At 72.3% G+C, this 16,566-nt stretch carries 13 protein-coding genes and 1 tRNA gene; 10 read left to right on the forward strand and 4 right to left on the reverse strand.

The features are described 5' to 3' along the window. Positions 1-121: 121 nt before the first annotated feature. Together ACF1AL_RS28350 and ACF1AL_RS28355 are read right to left on the reverse strand one after the other, a co-directional pair. Positions 122-3,184, reverse strand: coding sequence for an SUKH-4 family immunity protein (locus ACF1AL_RS28350; RefSeq protein WP_391828006.1), 3,063 nt, complete (start codon positions 3,182-3,184; stop codon positions 122-124). A 7-nt stretch (positions 3,185-3,191) separates the two neighbouring features. After that, on the reverse strand, positions 3,192-4,211 hold the full coding sequence (locus tag ACF1AL_RS28355; protein ID WP_366835662.1) for an SMI1/KNR4 family protein: 1,020 nt from the start codon (positions 4,209-4,211) through the stop codon (positions 3,192-3,194). 320 nt (positions 4,212-4,531) lie between these two features. On the opposite strand from ACF1AL_RS28355, the gene ACF1AL_RS28360 reads away from it, so the two are divergent. Next, positions 4,532-5,062, forward strand: a complete 531-nt coding sequence (locus ACF1AL_RS28360) for a YwqJ-related putative deaminase (RefSeq protein WP_391660790.1) — start codon at positions 4,532-4,534, stop codon at positions 5,060-5,062. Between the two features lie 37 nt (positions 5,063-5,099). Further along, complete coding sequence (locus tag ACF1AL_RS28365) at positions 5,100-5,594, forward strand: SUKH-3 domain-containing protein (RefSeq protein WP_366835660.1); 495 nt, start codon at positions 5,100-5,102, stop codon at positions 5,592-5,594. Positions 5,595-5,620: 26 nt separating this feature from the next. Here ACF1AL_RS28365 and ACF1AL_RS28370 read toward each other — a convergent pair whose 3' ends face one another. Beyond that, positions 5,621-6,928, reverse strand: a complete 1,308-nt coding sequence (locus tag ACF1AL_RS28370; RefSeq protein WP_366835659.1) for a histidine kinase — start codon at positions 6,926-6,928, stop codon at positions 5,621-5,623. A 128-nt stretch (positions 6,929-7,056) separates the two neighbouring features. Here ACF1AL_RS28370 and ACF1AL_RS28375 point away from each other — a divergent pair, with 128 nt between their 5' ends. The 8 genes from ACF1AL_RS28375 to ACF1AL_RS28410 all read left to right on the forward strand — a co-directional run bounded on the left by ACF1AL_RS28375 (position 7,057) and on the right by ACF1AL_RS28410 (position 13,700). Then, positions 7,057-7,938 carry a hypothetical protein gene (locus tag ACF1AL_RS28375; protein ID WP_391704762.1) on the forward strand — a complete coding sequence of 294 codons (882 nt, stop codon included), beginning with the start codon at positions 7,057-7,059 and terminating at the stop codon, positions 7,936-7,938. 8 nt (positions 7,939-7,946) lie between these two features. Then, positions 7,947-8,019: transfer RNA gene (locus ACF1AL_RS28380), tRNA-Gln, on the forward strand. 117 nt (positions 8,020-8,136) lie between these two features. Further along, the gene (gene glmU / locus ACF1AL_RS28385; RefSeq protein ID WP_391660788.1) at positions 8,137-9,582 is read left to right on the forward strand and encodes a bifunctional UDP-N-acetylglucosamine diphosphorylase/glucosamine-1-phosphate N-acetyltransferase GlmU; all 1,446 of its coding nucleotides are present in this window, start codon (positions 8,137-8,139) and stop codon (positions 9,580-9,582) included. Between the two features lie 141 nt (positions 9,583-9,723). Continuing rightward, positions 9,724-10,704 (forward strand): ribose-phosphate diphosphokinase, encoded by a 981-nt coding sequence (locus ACF1AL_RS28390; protein WP_103779257.1) that lies wholly within the window; start codon positions 9,724-9,726, stop codon positions 10,702-10,704. 193 nt (positions 10,705-10,897) lie between these two features. After that, positions 10,898-11,494, forward strand: a complete 597-nt coding sequence (locus ACF1AL_RS28395; RefSeq protein ID WP_391704765.1) for a 50S ribosomal protein L25/general stress protein Ctc — start codon at positions 10,898-10,900, stop codon at positions 11,492-11,494. Positions 11,495-11,569: 75 nt separating this feature from the next. Then, positions 11,570-12,172: an aminoacyl-tRNA hydrolase gene (pth, locus tag ACF1AL_RS28400; RefSeq protein ID WP_384211784.1), complete on the forward strand. Its 603-nt coding sequence runs from the start codon at positions 11,570-11,572 to the stop codon at positions 12,170-12,172. A 42-nt stretch (positions 12,173-12,214) separates the two neighbouring features. After that, positions 12,215-12,721, forward strand: coding sequence for a hypothetical protein (locus ACF1AL_RS28405; protein ID WP_391821162.1), 507 nt, complete (start codon positions 12,215-12,217; stop codon positions 12,719-12,721). Positions 12,722-12,989: 268 nt separating this feature from the next. Next, positions 12,990-13,700 carry an LPXTG cell wall anchor domain-containing protein gene (locus ACF1AL_RS28410; RefSeq protein ID WP_366835654.1) on the forward strand — a complete coding sequence of 237 codons (711 nt, stop codon included), beginning with the start codon at positions 12,990-12,992 and terminating at the stop codon, positions 13,698-13,700. A gap of 79 nt (positions 13,701-13,779) precedes the next feature. On the opposite strand, the gene ppc is transcribed toward ACF1AL_RS28410, so the two are convergent. Further along, a complete protein-coding gene (gene ppc, locus ACF1AL_RS28415; protein WP_391660786.1) occupies positions 13,780-16,512 on the reverse strand; it encodes a phosphoenolpyruvate carboxylase in 2,733 nt (910 codons plus the stop codon). Positions 16,513-16,566 lie beyond the last annotated feature (54 nt).

Here is a 16,566-nt window from a genome sequence, read left to right on the forward strand (position 1 = left end):
AAGAGAGCGGAAAGTGAAACGGGCCGGCCCCGATCTCCCGATCGGAACCGGCCCGTTCAGCCGGGGGGGCAGCGGGCGATGACGCCCCGTCAGCCCTGCGTGGTGTGTGGGTTTCGAACGGTCAGAGCAGGCCGTCCCACATCTGCTCCAGCAGCACCGACCACCAGCTCTCCGGCGACCCCAGCGCCGCCGGGTCCAGCGCCGCGAGCTGCGCCTGGAAGTCCACGGTCCAGCGGCCGGCCTGCTCCTGGTTCAGCCCGAACCGCAGCCGCCACATCCGCCCGAGCAGCGCCAGACAGCGCTGGAACTCCGGCAGCCCGGTGTTCACGAACTGCGGCGGCACCGGCGCCCCGCCCGGCCCGGCCTCCACGGGCACGGCCACAATGTGCGCGGTGCCGTACTGCACGCACAGCGCCTTGCCGAAGTCGGTGCCCATCACCAGGTACGAGCCCGCGTCCGGCGTCGGCTGCACCCCGCGCTCGGCCGCCAGCTCCGCCAGCGTCGGCACCGGCCGCCCCGGCTGGGCCTGCGCCCAGAAGAACGGGCCCATGTCCACCGGCAGACCGGCCACCACCAGGGTGTGCGCCACGATCGGCGGCACCCCCTGCCGCGACACCGCCTGCTGCTCGAACCGGAAAATGCCCGGCCCGAACGCCCCCGCCAGCTCCTGCGCGACGCCCTCCGGCGGGAGAGGCGGCACCGGCTGCACCGGCGGCAGCGGCGCCCGCACCGGCGCCGGGCGCGCCGGACCGTCGGCGACCTGATGCAACTCGCCCTGGTGGGCGAGCAGTTGCTGCATGCCCTGCTGCCGGCTCGCGTGATCCGTGCCGTACGGCGCGATCGACGTGATCCGCGCCTGCGGCCACTGCTCCCGGATCATCCGCGCGCAGTACGCGCCCGGCAGCTCGCACGACTCCAGCTCCGTGTGCAGCTCCAGCACCTGGTCCGGCGGCACGTTCATGGCGCGCAGCTCGTGGAAGATCTGCCACTCCGGGTGCGGGGTGCCCGGCGCCGAACGCCGGATCAGCTGCTGCTCCGACCCGTCCTGCGCCCGGTAGCGCAACACGGCCTGATAGCCCGGGCCGACGGTCGGCTGCCCGGGGGCCGCCTGCGGGAAGCCGGCCCCCGGGGGCATACCGGGCACGGGCGCGCCGGCGGGCGGCGGCATGGCACCGGGGGGCATGCCACCGGGCGGTACCGCACCCGGGGGTACGGCACCGGGGGGCACCGCGCCGGGCGGGGCGGGCGGGGCCATGCCGGGGACGCCCGGGACGGGCGGCGGCGGAGGCGGGGGCGCACCGGGGCCACCGACCGGGGGCGCGGCCAGCATGGTCTCCGCGTGATGCACGGCACCGCGCGCGCCCCCCGCCGAGGGGTGCGCGCCGGGGGTGCCGGGCGGGGTGGGGGCTCCGGGAGCGCCGGGAGCACCGGGACTGCCCGGAACGCCGGGGGCGCCCGGAGGCTTCGGAGCACCCGGGGCTCCCGGGGCTCCCGGGTCGGCGAACATCGTCGCCGCGTGGTGGACACCGCCGGGCGGCGTGCCGCCGGGGGCGCCGGGGGCGGCAGGAGGCTGCGGCGCACCGGGTCCGCCGGGCGTACCGGGGGCGGCGGGAGGCCGCGGCGCGCCGGGGGCTCCGGGGGCGCCCGGAGGCTTCGGGGCACCCGGGGCTCCCGGGTCGGCGAACATCGTCGCCGCATGGTGGACCCCACCGGGCGGCGTCCCGCCGGGCGCGCCGGGGGCGGGCGGGGCCGGCTGCGCGCCCTCGGGGCCGTCGGGGCCGAGGGCGGACACCAGCTGCGTCGGGACGTACCCGCCCTGCGCCGCGGGCGCGGACGGCGGAGGCGTACCCGGAGTGCCGGGAGCACCCGGCGGAGGCGGCGGAGTCGCACCGCGCCCACGCCGCGGAGGCGGCGCGGCCTTGCTGGTCGCCGCGTCGGCGATGTCCCCGGCGTGCGAGGCCCCCGGCCGCTCGGGCGCACCCTGGGTGCCGGACGGCGGGGTGGCGGGAGCGGCGGGAGCCCCAGGCGTACCGGGTGCCTGCGGGGCGCCCGGAACACCGGGCCCCTGCGGATACCCGTACGACGAGGCACCGGGCGGCGGAGGCGGCGTACCCGGACCCCCCGGGCCCTGCGGGTAGCCGTACGACGAAGCACCCGGCGGCGGAGGCGGCGGCGTACCGGGACCTCCCGGGCCCTGCGGGTAGCCGTACGACGGCGGCGGCGGGGTGGCCGGGCCGCCCTGCGCCGCCGTGCCCGGTTCGGTGATCGCCGGGGCGATCGCCGTGCGCGGGAGCTGGCTGCCGCCCGACATCAGTGCCGTCTTGGCGTCCGGCAGCGACACCGGCGGCACGTCCCCGGCCTCGCTCAGCGGCGGCGCGAACACCGTCTGCGGCAACGGCACCGAACGGTCCTCACCGGCGTCCGCGTTGGTGTCCGTACCGGCCCACGGCGTCGCCCCCACGGGCGCACCCGGCACCTGGACCGGCCCCGGTGCACCCGGCGCACCCGGCGCCCCGGCGGCCGACGGCGCGCCCGGCGCGTCGGCCGACTCCCGCGCACCCGGCACCGGCACCCCGCCCTGCGTCTGGGGCAGCGGACCGGCACCCCCGCCCGCACCACCGGACGTACCGGAGGCGCCGGACGCGGCGGCCGCGCCGGACGCACCGGCCCTGTCCGTCACGGCCGCCGCGGAATCGGCGGCCCCGCCGGGCGTGTCCGCCCCGGCCGACCCCGCCGAACCCACCGAACCCGCCGAACCCGCCGGCTCCTCCGTCCGCTCCGGCCCGTCCGCACCGTCCCGGCGGCGGTCCGGGATGCCCAGCTTGTCCGCCGCCTCCTGCAACCACTCCGGCGGTGTCAGCAGGAACGACGTCTGGTTCAGATCCACCCGCGCCGCGGGCGCCGGCGCCGGCTCCGCGGCCTCCGCACGCCCGTACTCCTCCTCGTAGCGGCGGATCACCTCACCCACCGGCAGCGCCGGCCACAACGTGGCCTCCCCGCTGTCCCGGGCGATCACCAGCCGCTGCCCGCCCCCGTCCGAACGCGGGCCCTCCGACCGGTCCTCCCCCCACACCACGAAACCGAGCTCGAACTCCCGCACCCGCACCTCACGGTGCTGGTACGCGGGCACGTCCCCGTTGATCCACTCCTCCGCGCGCTCCTGCGCCTGCGCGAACGTCACCATCGCGAAATCACTCCCCCGCGGAAGAAACCGGAACGGCACGCGCGAACCCGCCGTCCACCATCAGATTCGCCACGGTCTCCAACTCCGGCGGAGACCCCGCGAGTCGCGACAGGAACGCGTCGAAGTCCTCCCCGCACGGCAGCAGCAACCGCTCCACCCGCTCCGCAGGCGTCCACGAGGGATCCACGTCCCGCGCGTCGTCGTACGCGCAGAACCACACCGAACCGATCCGCTCGCCCTTCACCTTCACGGCCAGCAGACCGCCCTGGACGAAACCCACGCCCAGATAGTCCTTCGTCAGATGGTCCCGCAGGCACTTGTTCACATACACCAGGTCGTTGACCGCCGCCTCGTCCCGCACCGTGAAGAACGGCTGGTCCACCAGCAGCCCCAACTCCGCGTCCAGCGCCGTCCCCACCGGCGCGCAACCGCCCGCCGCCTTCAGGAACGAGCGGTACGCGCCCGGCAGCCGGTACCCGAGGTCCTCCTCGACCCCCTGCACCTGCTGCTCCGTCACCGCCACACCCGACTTCGGCAGCCCGAAGTGCGCCGGCCGCGTCTCCTGCAACGGCCGCGTGCCCCGCTTGTCCTGGTCCACGACCGCCGTCGCGATCCCGCCGTGATGCCGCAGCAGCGCCTTCACCTCGACCGGCACCAGCTCCAGCCGCCGCGACCCCACCACGTGGTGCCACGTCCAGCCGTGCGGCGTCGCCACACTCGGCACCGTGTCCCACAACTCGTGCCCGCTCGCCGCCAGCGCCGCGTTCGCCGACACGTAGTCCGTCAGCCGCAACTCGTCGACACCGAACCCCTCCGGCGGCTCCGCGATCTCCGCGGCCGCCCGCGCGTAGGGCGAGAAGTCGGGGTAGCCCCGCTCGTCCACCCGCACCCCTCTGGGATGACGGGCGGCCCGAACCGGATCCGGGAAGTGCACGACCTGCCCGGCATAAGCCGCGTTCGGCGGCGTGGCCTGTCCCCCAGCCTGGCGGCTGGGCGGTGCCCCCAGCCCGAGCCGACCTGTCGTCATGGCGGTTGCCCCCTGCGGCACTCTGGACGACCCGCGGGACCGCCCTCGGCGCCCCACGGCCCGTATCCGACTGTCTCAACGGTCCTGGGCACGCTGACCGCGCCCATCGCGGTGCCGACAGCCTATGCGGTACGCCGACCCCGGTCACCGGCACCGGCCCCGCACCCCCGGCCACCCCCACGCTCCCCGTGACCTGCCGTCACGCACCTGTCACCGCACCGTCACAGCCCCACCCCGCGCGGGCGTGTCACCCGGCCCCAGCTTCCGCACCCACCACACCATTTGGCACTCTGAGTCCTTCGGGGGATGCTCGGGAGGGTATGACGATCATGAACGCCACGCAGACGGGACCGCACACCGGCGCCGCCGCCTCCGGCGACCCCCGCATCGGCTGGAGCAGCACCGACGCCCCCCAGCCCCCCACCCTGCGCCACCGCCGCGACGGCATACTCCCCACCGTCGCCGCCGCCCTCTCCGTGCGCGGCGCCACCCTCACCGGCACCGCCGCCCGCAGCGACCAGCCGCCCGCGCTGCACCCCCTCGTCCAGGACTTCCTCGACACGCTCACCAGCGGCCAGCGCGACCGCTTCACCGGACGCTGCGCCGAAACCATCCTCATCTCGCGGCACCTCACCACCGCCGACGCCGCCCGCAGCAAACGCGCCGCCCGCAGACCCATGACCAACGGCGAAGCCCGCAAAGCCCTCAAACACGCCAAACTCACCGCCCGGCGCATCCGCGAGGACGGCGACCCCCTGCACGGCACCTTCGCCGCGCCCTGCCGCGCCTGCACCGCCCTCAGCGCCCACTTCGGCGTCCGCATCGTCGACCCCACCACCACCGACGACTGACCCCGCACCCTCAGACACGATCGACGAACCAGGGCAGATGCACACCGACCGCGCCTCCAGCACCCGCTTCCCCGTCCCCGTCGACGCCGCCCTGCGCGACGCCGGCTGGCAACCCGGACGCTGGGACATCAAGCAAGCCGAGATCTGGGCCGACACCCTGCGCGAGCACACCTCACCCGCCGGCCACCGCCACACCGTCTTCCCCGCCGCCGTCGAAGCCTGGGCCGAATTCGGCGGCCTCACCCTCACCCCCACCGGCCCCGGCCGCCAGATCGCCCCCGCCGCCCTCCACCTCGACCCCCTGCACGGCCTCCACCTCGCCCGCACCCTCGGCGACCTCGGCCGCGCCCTCGACACCGAGGTCAGCCCCCTCGGCGCAGAAACCGACACCCACGCCCTCATCGCCATCGACACCGAAGGCCGCGTCTACGCCCTCGACCACACCGGCGACTGGTACCTCGGCCCCGACATCGACCAGGCCCTCACCGCCCTCGTCACCGGCACCCAGCCCACCCGCCTCACCACGGCCTGACCGCCCTGCGGCCGCCGGGCACCGCCCTACCGGGTCGGAAGCACCGCCGACACCCGGAAACCCCCCGCGTCCGTCGGCCCCGACACGAACACACCCCCGAGCGCCAGCACCCGCTCCTTCATCCCCACCAGCCCGTTGCCCCCCGACGGCAACCGCGCCGACGACGCCGAGCCCCCCTCCGGCGGCGGCTCGTTCTCCACCTGCATCGCGATCTCCGACCCCCGGTACGCCAGCCGCACATACGTCTTCGCGCCCGCCGCGTGCTTGTGGACGTTCGTCAACGCCTCCTGCACCACCCGGTACGCCGTCGCCTCCACCTCCGCACCACACGCCCGCGCCTCCCCGTCGACGGACAGATCCACGACCATCCCCGCCGCCGCCGACTGCCCCACCAGCTCCTCGATCTCCGCCAGACACGGGCCCTCGGCCACCGCGTCCTCGCCGGCCGCCCGTGAAGCGGCCGCCGCGGCCGCCACCCCCACCGCCGCCAACGGCACCGACGCCGGCCGCGGACCAGCCCCCTCCGAGCTGCGCAGCACCCCCAGCATCTCCCGCAACTCCGTCAACGCCTGCCGCCCCATGTCCCCCACCAGCGCGGCGTTCTTCACCGCCTTCTCCGGATCCTTCCGCGCCACCGCCTGCAACGCCGCCGCATGCACCACCATCAGGCTCACCCGATGAGCCACCACGTCATGCATCTCCCGCGCGATCCGCGTCCGCTCCTCGTTGCGGGCCCACTCCGCGCGCTCCTCCGCACGCTCCGCCAGCAACTGAAGCTCCCGCTCCAGCGAATCCGCGCGCTCCCGCAAGCTCTCCATCAGCCGCCGCCGCGCCCCCACGTACAGCCCCAGCAGCACCGGCGGAGCGGTCATCCCCAGCGCCATCGAGATCGACGCGAACGGAACGAACCAGTCCCCCACGTCCCCGCTGTCCGCGGCCTGCCGCAACCGCACGAACGTCACGATCAGCATCGCCACCAGCGACATCCCCGCGAGCGAGGCGATCACCCGGCGCGGCAGCTCCGAGGCCGCGAGCGTGTACAGACCGACCACGCCCATCAGGAACCCCATCTGGGCGGGCGTGACGGCGACCGACACCAGCACCACGGCGATCGGCCACCGCCGCCGCACCAGCAGCACGGCGCCGGCCAGGAACCCGAACACCACCCCCACCGAGACCGGAATCCCCGCGTCCCGCGCGAACGGAATCCCCTCCACCGCACACTCGACGGCGGACACCGCCGCCAGCCCCCAGTCCAGCACCGCGGAACGCCACCGCGCCCACCACCACGGCCCGGTCCCGGCCGCAGCGTGCGCTTCCCCCGTCGTGGTCATGCCCCCAGCCTACGATCGCCCGCCGGCCCTTTTCCGGCGAGTTTCCACTACAGGCAGAGATCCCTCGAACAGGCGAACGCGCTCCCGTTTCCCTACCGAACCCATCATTCCGCCCGGACGGTATGGACATGGCACATACCCATGGCAAGTACGCCGACTTCGAGGGCCTCCGGGAACAGGCGATGGCTCTGCGCCGCGCCGGCCTCAGCCGGCGCCACATTCGTGACCGGCTTCGCGTCGACAACAACGACATCCTCAACCGGCTCCTGGAAGGCGAGCCCCCACCGGAGTGGACCAAGCGCCCGAACGCCAAGGACGACCTCAGGGTGAAGGCTCGCGAGTTACGCCTCCAGGGCTGGACGTACGATCAGATCCAAGTCGAGCTGGGCTGCTCGAAGAGCTCGATCTCGCTGTGGGTGCGGGATCTACCCAAGCCGGAGCGTCGCGACCCGACGGAACAGGCGAGGCTGGCCGCACGAAAGCGCTGGGAGCACGAGCTGGCAGTGCGGGACGAACAACGGCAGCGAGCCAAGGCAGCCGCCGCACAAGAAATCGGCGCCATGACAAGCCGCGAGCTGTTCATGACCGGAGTCGCCCTGTACTGGGCGGAAGGCGCCAAGGACAAGCCATACGCCCGGCGAGAGAACGTCCAGTTCGTAAACAGCGATCCCGGTGTGATCCAGATCTTCATGGCCTGGCTCGACCTACTGGGCGTGGAGCCGGAGCGCCTGCGCTACAGGGTCATGATCCATGCCACGGGGGATGTCGAGGGCGCCAAGCAATACTGGGCCGATCTTGTCGGCGTGGACGCATCCGCGTTCCAGCGGACAACCATCAAGAAACACAACCCCAGGACAATCCGCAAGAACGTGGGGGAGAACTACCGGGGCTGTCTCGTGATCAGCGTCCGGCAGTGCGCTGACCTGTACCGCCGGATCGAAGGGTGGTGGAACGGCATGGTCAGTGCCGTCTCAGGGATCACGGCGTCCCCTCACTCGGGTAAGGTCTGATGCAGCCATCCGCCATGGGGTAACTGGTAGCCCGCGGGCCTTTGAAGCCCTGTAGTGCTGGTTCGAATCCAGCTGGCGGAGCTGCTCGGTTCGGGTCCTGACCCACGTGGTCAGGACCCGCACTCATTTCTCTCACGTGCCGCCCCGGTATCCTGCGGATGTCCACCCCCACCCCGTCACCAGCCGAAGGGCACCCCCGTGAGCGTCATCCGCCCGGCAGCCGTCGTCGTACTCGCAGCGGGTGAGGGCACCCGTATGAAGTCGGCCACACCCAAGGTGCTGCACGAGATCTGCGGCCGCAGCCTCGTCGGCCATGTGCTGGCCTCCGCGCGTGAGTTGGACCCCGAGAACCTGGTCGTCGTGGTCGGGCACGCGCGCGAGAAGGTCACCGCGCACCTGAACGCGATCGACCCCGGCGTCCGCACCGCCGTGCAGGAGCAGCAGAACGGGACCGGGCACGCCGTGCGCAGGGCGCTGGAGGAGCTGGGTGGCGGCGTCGACGGGACCGTCGTGGTGGTGTGCGGGGACACCCCGCTGCTGACCGGTGAGACGCTGACGCGGCTGGCGGCGACGCATGCCGCCGACGGCAACGCGGTGACCGTGCTGACGGCGGAAGTGCCGGACGCGACGGGGTACGGCCGGATCGTGCGGGACGACTCCGGTGCGGTGACCGCGATCGTGGAGCACAAGGACGCCTCCGAGACGCAGCGGGAGATCCGGGAGATCAATTCCGGGGTGTTCGCGTTCGACGGCGCGCTGCTGGCGGACGCGCTGAAGCAGGTGCGGACGGACAACTCGCAGGGCGAGGAGTACCTGACCGACGTGCTGGGGATCCTGCGGGAGGCCGGGCACCGGGTCGGTGCGTCGGTGGCCGCGGATCACCGGGAGATCGCGGGGATCAACAACCGGGTGCAGTTGTCGCAGGCCCGGCGGATCCTGAACGAGCGGCTGCTGACGGCCGCCATGCTCTCCGGGGTCACCGTGATCGACCCGGCGACCACCTGGGTGGATGTGACGGTCACCTTCGAGCAGGACGTCGTGGTGCATCCGGGGACGCAGCTGACCGGTGCCACTCGCTTGGCGGAGGGTGCCGAGGTGGGTCCGAACAGCCGGCTGCACGACACGCAGGTGGGGGCCGGGGCCCGGGTGGACAACACGGTGTCGGACGGGGCCGTGGTGGGCCCGGAGGCGTCCGTGGGGCCGTTCGCCTATCTGCGGCCGGGTACGCGGCTGGGGGCCAAGGGCAAGATCGGGACCTACGTCGAGACGAAGAACGCCGAGATCGGTGAGGGGACGAAGGTTCCGCACCTGAGCTACGTCGGTGACGCGACGATCGGTGAGTACACCAACATCGGTGCGGCGAGCGTGTTCGTGAACTACGACGGTGAGAAGAAGCACCACACGACCGTCGGGTCGCACTGCCGTACCGGTTCGGACAACATGTTTGTGGCGCCTGTCACGGTCGGGGACGGTGCCTACACGGCTGCCGGCTCTGTGATCACCAAGGATGTGCCGCCCGGTTCGCTGGCCGTGGCCCGTGGTCAGCAGCGGAATATCGAGGGTTGGGTGGCGCGCAAGCGTCCTGGGAGCGCGGCGGCGAAGGCGGCCGAGGCGGCGTCCCGGGATTCGGGCAACGAGGACTGACCGGAAACAGGTGCGTCGAAGACGGCGTACCGTGATAAGTGCACACACCCGCACCCCACCAGCTGAGACGGCCTGTCGCCGCGCGCCGGCGGCGAGGTCTCTCGACACCGAGCTGAGAACACCTCTGAGGAGATCAGTGCTGTGACCGGGATCAAGACGACCGGCGAGAAGAAGATGATGTTCTTCTCCGGCCGCGCCCACCCCGAGCTTGCCGAGGAGGTCGCCCAGCAGCTGGGTGTCGGGGTCGTCCCGACGAAGGCCTTCGACTTCGCCAATGGTGAGATCTACGTCCGTTACCAGGAGTCCGCTCGTGGTGCGGACTGCTTCCTGATCCAGAGCCACACGGCTCCGATCAACAAGTGGATCATGGAGCAGCTGATCATGATCGACGCGCTGAAGCGTGCGTCGGCCCGCTCCATCACGGTCATCGTGCCGTTCTACGGTTACGCGCGGCAGGACAAGAAGCACCGTGGTCGTGAACCGATCTCGGCGCGTCTGATCGCGGACCTGATGAAGACGGCGGGTGCGGACCGCATCCTGACCGTCGATCTGCACACGGACCAGATCCAGGGCTTCTTCGACGGCCCGGTGGACCACCTGTTCGCGCTGCCGCTGCTGGCGGACTACGTGGGCGCGAAGGTGGACCGGGAGAAGCTGACGGTGGTCTCGCCGGACGCCGGCCGGGTGCGGGTGGCGGACCGGTGGTGCGACCGTCTGGGCGCTCCGCTGGCGATCGTGCACAAGCGGCGTGACAAGGACGTGGCGAACCAGGTGACCGTCCACGAGGTCGTGGGTGAGGTCAAGGGCCGGGTCTGTGTCCTGGTGGACGACATGATCGACACCGGTGGCACGATCTGTGCGGCGGCGGACGCGCTGTTCGCGCACGGTGCGGAGGACGTCATCGTGACGGCGACGCACGGTGTGCTGTCGGGTCCGGCGGCGGACCGGCTGAAGAACTCGCGGGTGAGCGAGTTCGTGTTCACGAACACGCTGCCGACGCCGGGTGAGCTGAACCGCGAGCTGGACAAGATCACGGTGCTGTCGATCGCTCCGACGATCGCGTCGGCGGTGCGTGAGGTGTTCGAGGACGGTTCGGTGACGAGCCTGTTCGACGAGCAGTAAGGGTTCTGCAGCCGGTGGGCTGCTGATCGTTTTGGGAACGGCCTCCCTTGCCGAGTAGACTGCTGCAGTTGCTCGGCGAGGGAGGCCGTACCCGTGTGGTGCGGCGGTCCGTAATCGACGCGCTCTTCGTAGCAGGCCGTTCGTTGGCCGGGTAACCCCGTCCGTTTTCCGCTTCCTACGAGGAGTGATCCACATGTCCGAGGTGAAGCTCGCCGCCGCCACGCGCACCGAGTTCGGCAAGGGTGCCGCGCGTCGTGTCCGCCGCGACAACAAGGTTCCCGGTGTTCTGTACGGTCACGGCATCGAGCCGCTGCACCTGACGCTGCCGGGCCACGACCTGCTGCTGGCGCTGCGTACGCCGAACGTCCTGATCGCCCTGGACATCGACGGTCAGCGCACCGAGCTGGCGATCCCGAAGGCCGTGCAGCGCGACCCGCTGAAGGGCTTCCTGGAGCACGTCGACCTGCTGCTGGTCAAGCGCGGCGAGAAGGTCACGGTCGAGATCCCGGTCCAGACCGAGGGCGAGCTGGCCCCGGGTGGCAACCTGCTCGAGCACGTGCTGAACGCCCTGCCGGTCGAGGCCGAGGCCACGCACATCCCCGAGGCCGTCACGGTGTCCGTGGAGGGCCTGGAGGCCGGTGCCTCCATCCACGCCAAGGACATCACGCTGCCGAGCGGCGTGACCCTGGCCGTCGAGGAGGACGCGGTCGTCCTGCAGGTCCTGGCCGCGCAGGCCGAGGAGGCCGCCGAGGGCGAGGAGACCGAGGGCGAAGAGGCCGCCGAGGCCTGATCCTCGCCGCCGTCGTCAACTGACCAGCCGCCGCTTCCCTCGCCGGGAGCGGCGGCTGGCGCGTATCAAGGAGACATGGACGTGACCACCCCTGCCAGTGCCCCCTGGCTGATCGTCGGGCTCGGCAACCCGGGCCCCGAGTACGCCATGAACCGGCACAACGTCGGCTTCATGGTGGCGGACCTGCTGGCCGAGCGGATCGGGGGGAAGTTCAAGCGGGCCGGCAAGGCGCAGGCGCAGGTCGTGGAGGGGCGGATCGGTCCGCCCGGTCCGGCGAACCGGCGGGTGGTGCTGGTGAAGCCGATGTCGTACATGAACCTGTCGGGCGGTCCGGTGAACGCGCTGCGGGAGTTCTACAAGGTGCCGTTGGCGAACGTGGTCGCGGTGCACGACGAGCTGGACATCGACTACGGGACGCTGCGGCTGAAGCTGGGCGGCGGGGACAACGGCCACAACGGGCTGAAGTCGATCACGAAGGCGCTGGGGCGCGAGTACCACCGGGTGCGGTGCGGGATCGGGCGGCCGCCGGGGCGTATGCAGGTGGCGGACTTCGTGCTGAAGGACTTCTCCTCAACGGAGCGCAAGGAGCTGGACTGGTTCGTGGACCGGGCGGCGGACTCCGTGGAGTGTCTGGTGACGGAGGGCCTGGAGCGGGCGCAGAGCGCGTACAACTCCTGACTTGTCGCTTACGTGAGTTGACCGGGTGCGCGGGGATGGCGAATGATCCCGGCCATGCCTGCTGCCACTGCCACGAGGTCCCGTCAGGCGTCCGCCGCCGCGCTGCGGTTCGGGCGGCTGGCCGTGATGGGTGCGGTGACGGCGCTGATCCTGGTGGCGGGGGTGTGGGCGTCGTGGGGGACGGCCCAGCACGTGATGCTCACCAAGGGGCGTGAGCGGGGGACGGTCGTGGTGACGCGGTGCGCGGAGGACGTGTGCACGGGGCCGTTCACGCCGGGGTCGGCGGGATCGGTGGCGCGGCGCAGCGTGGTGATCGAGGACGCTCTGGCGGTGCGGGTGGGCCGTACCTACGCGGTGGTGGTGAAGCCGGGCAGCGACGAGGTGGTCCGGTCGGGGCCGGCGGGGGTGCTGTTCGCGTGGGTGCCGCTGGGCGGTGCGCTGCTGCTGGCGTCGGTGGTGGTGGCCGGGGGGCTGCGGCTGACGCGGGCGGCGTGGGTGCTGGCGGGCTCCGGGTTCGCGCTGCTGACGGCGGCGTTCGTGTCGGTGTGACGAGTCGCCCGGCGGCGGGGTTCGTATCGGTGACGAGTCGCCCGGGCGGCGAGGTTCGTGCCGGTGCGACGGGTCCGCGGCGGGGTTCTTGCCGGTAGGACGGCCGGGTCGGCGGCTGGTTCGTGACGGTGTGACGGGTTTCGGCGTTCTCCACTTCGTGGAGGGTGTGAGTGTTGCCGCTTCGTGATTGACCTGGTCATCCGCGGGGCCGGAAGCTGAGCCGCCCCCTCCACATCTTCCCTTCCGCTTCTTGAAGATGGACTGCCCCATGCGAACCCCCCCTCGCGTCGGCGCCGTGTGCGCCCTCGCAGCCGCCGCCTTCCTCGCGGCCCCCTCCGCTCACGCGACCGCGCCCGGCGACAACGGCACGGTGAAGATCCACGACGCCTCGACCGGCGAGGAGCTGCGCCGCAACGAGCCGCACGTGTGCACGTTCTACCTGGACGCCTTCGGTTTCGACGGCGGTCAGCAGGTGTCCTGGCACATCGAGTCCTGGGCGCCCACGGCCGGCGTGAAGGGCGAGACGGTGAAGTCCGGCGCGATCACCCTGGACGGCGCGGGTCACGGCCGTACGGAGGATCTGTCGCTGCCGGACGGGCACTACAAGCTGTTCTGGAACTTCGCCGGTGAGCACAGCAAGGCGGCGAAGCACAAGGTGTTCTGGACGGACTGCGAGAAGTCCGAGGGCGGCGGGGCGCCGTCGGCGTCCGCGTCGGCGTCGGTCTCGGCTTCCGCTTCGGCGTCCGCGTCCGCTTCGGCCGCTCCGTCGGCGTCCGCGTCGGCGTCGGCCTCCGCCGGTGAGGGCGGTGCCGTGCCGTCGGCGTCGGCGTCGCCGTCGGCGCAGGGCGGTGCGGCCGGCGGCGACCTGGCCGAGACCGGGAGCAGTGCCCCGGTGGGCCTGCTGTCGGGTGTGGCGGCGGCGCTGGTCGCGGGCGGCGGGTTCCTGGTGCTGCGGCGCCGCAAGGCGGCCCGTGGCTGACGGCCGCTGACACAGGACGGACGGTGCCCCCGAGCAACGAGGCTCGGGGGCACCGTCGTAGGCCCGGAAACGGGGTGGGTCAGCCGGTGTTGCGCAGGCCGGCCGCGACTCCGTTGACGGTGAGCAGCAGGGCGCGGGAGAGCAGCGGGTCGGGCTGCTCGCCGGACGCGACGGCGTCGCGCTGCCGCTTGAGCAGGGCGACCTGGAGGTAGCTGATCGGGTCGAGGTAGGCGTCGCGGATGGCGAAGGTCTGCTTCAGCACGGGCTGGGCGTCGAGGAGTTCACGCTCGCCGGTGACCTTCAGGACCTCGGCGACGGTGAGGTCGTGTTCGGCCTTGATGGTGTCGAAGATGTGCCGGAGGTTCTCCGGGACGAGGGTGTCGACGTAGTGCTGGGCGATGCGCAGGTCGGTCTTCGCGAGCGTCATCTCGACGTTGGAGATGAAGTTGCGGAAGAAGTGCCACTGCTCGTGCATCTCGTCCAGGACGGTGTCGAGGCCGGCCTCGCGCAGGGCCTTGAGGCCCGAGCCGACGCCGAACCAGCCGGGGACGATCTGCCGGGACTGGGTCCAGCCGAACACCCAGGGGATGGCGCGCAGGCCGTCGAGCGAGACGCCGGAGCCGGGGCGGCGCGAGGGGCGGGAGCCCAGGTGCAGGTCGGCGAGCTGGTCCACGGGCGTCGACGCGAGGAAGTACGTCGGCAGGTCGGGGTCCTCGACCAGGCGGCGGTAGGCGGCGTGGGCGGCGTCGGAGACGACGTCCATGGCGGCGTCCCAGCGGGCGAGGGCCTCGGTGGACTGGCGGGGCGCGGTGTGCAGAGCGGAGGCCTGCAGGGTGGCGGCGACCGTCAGTTCGAGGTTCTCGCGGGCCAGCGACGGGATGAGGTACTTGTCGGAGATGACCTCGCCCTGCTCGGTGACCTTGATCTCGCCTTCCAGGGTGCCCCAGGGCTGGGCGAGGATCGCGTCGTGGGAGGGGCCGCCGCCGCGGCCGACGGTGCCGCCGCGGCCGTGGAAGAGGCGCAGCCGTACGCCGTAGCGGTGGGCGACGTCGCGCAGGCGGCGCTGGGCGCGGTGGATCTCCCACTGGCTGGTGGTGATGCCGCCGAACTTGGAGGAGTCGGAGTAGCCGAGCATGACCTCCTGGACGTCGCCGCGCAGGGAGACCAGGCGCCGGTAGGAGGGGTCGGAGAGCATCTCCTCCAGGATGGTGTCGGCGGCGCGCAGTTCGTCGGTGGTCTCCAGCAGCGGCACGATGCCGATCTTCGCCCAGCCGGCGTGCAGGTCGAGCAGGCCGGCCTCGCGGGCGAGGACGGTGGCGGCGAAGACGTCGTCGGCGCCCTGGCACATGGAGATGATGTAGGACTCGATGACCTCGGGTCCGAAGACCTCCAGGGCGCGCTTGATCGTCTGGAAGACGCCGAGGGTCTTCTCGGCGGCCGCGTCGACGGGCGCGGGGGTGGGGGCGAGCGGCCGGCGGGAGCGCAGTTCCTTGGCGAGGAGCTTGGTGCGGTAGTCGCGCGGCATGTCGGCGTAGCGCCAGGACTCCTCGCCGAGGCGGTCGAAGAGCTGACCGAGGGCGTGGTGATGGGCGTCGGCGTGTTCGCGGACGTCCATGGTGGCGAGCTGGAGGCCGAAGGCGGCGAGGGTGCGGATGGTGCGGGCGAGGCGGCCGTCGGCGAACAGGCCGCCGCGGTGCTCGCGCAGGGAGTTCTGGATGAGGCGCAGGTCGGCGAGGAGTTCGCTGGTGCCGAGGTAGTCGCGGCCGGCCTCGTGGGGGGTGCCGGTGGCCAGGCGCTGCTTGGTGTTCTCCAGCTTCTGGCGGATGCAGGTGGCCTTGAGCCGGTAGGGCTCCTCGGCGTTGAGGCGCTTGTAGCGGGGGCTGATCTCGGGGAGGTGGTCGAGGTCGGCCTTGAGGGAGTCGAGGAGTTCCTCGGTGGCGCCGGTGTAGCGGATGGAGTTGGACAGCAGGCCGCGCAGCTCGTCGATCATGTCGAGGGCGTCGTTGATGCCGTGCTCGTGCTGGAGGATCAGCACGTCCCAGGTGACCTGGGGGGTCACGTTGGGGTTGCCGTCGCGGTCGCCGCCGATCCAGGTGCCGAAGGTGACGGGGCGGGTGTCGTCGGGGAGCTTGACGCCGACGCGCTCCAGTTCGGCGGTGAGGTCCTCCAGGACGTCGCCGACGGCGCCGGCGTGGAGTTCGTCGAGGTAGTAGATGGCGTTGCGGGCCTCGTCGGCGGGCTCGGGACGCACCACGCGCAGTTCGTCGGTCTGCCAGACGAGGTCGATGTTCTCGGCCAGCCGGGTGTCGTGGCGGCGGCGGTCGGAGTCGAGGACCGGCTCGTCCAGGAGGGCGGCGATGCGGCGCAGCTTGTTGAGGACGGAGCGGCGGGCGGCCTCGGTGGGGTGGGCCGTGAACACGGGGCGGACGTTGAGGTGCTCGACGGTCTCGCGCAGGTGTTCGGGGTCGGCGTCCTTGAGCCGGTCGGCCGTGCGGGAGAGCAGGCCTCCCTCGGCGGCGCGCTTGGCGCGCAGTTCGCGGCCTCGGTGGACCTGTTCGGTGACGTTGGCCAGGTGGAAGTAGGTGGAGAAGGCGCGGACCAGCTTGGCCGCGGTCTCCAGTTCCGTGCCGCGCAGCAGTTCGGCGGCGGCTTCGCCGTCCTCGCGGGTGAGGCGGCGGACCTTTTCCACCAGTTCCAGCAGTTCGGGGCCTTCCTGGCGGACGAGCGTCTCACCGAGGAGATCGCCCAGCCGGCGGATGTCGGCGCGCAGCTCACTGCTCGTGGTTGTGGTCTGGTCGTCGGCACTGCTCACAGGTGCGGCTCCTTGCAGTGTTGAAGCTCGTCTGGGAGGGAACCCGGACGGGCG

This window comes from Streptomyces sp. NPDC014801, assembly GCF_043082085.1.
Taxonomy (GTDB): Bacteria; Actinomycetota; Actinomycetes; order Streptomycetales; family Streptomycetaceae; genus Streptomyces.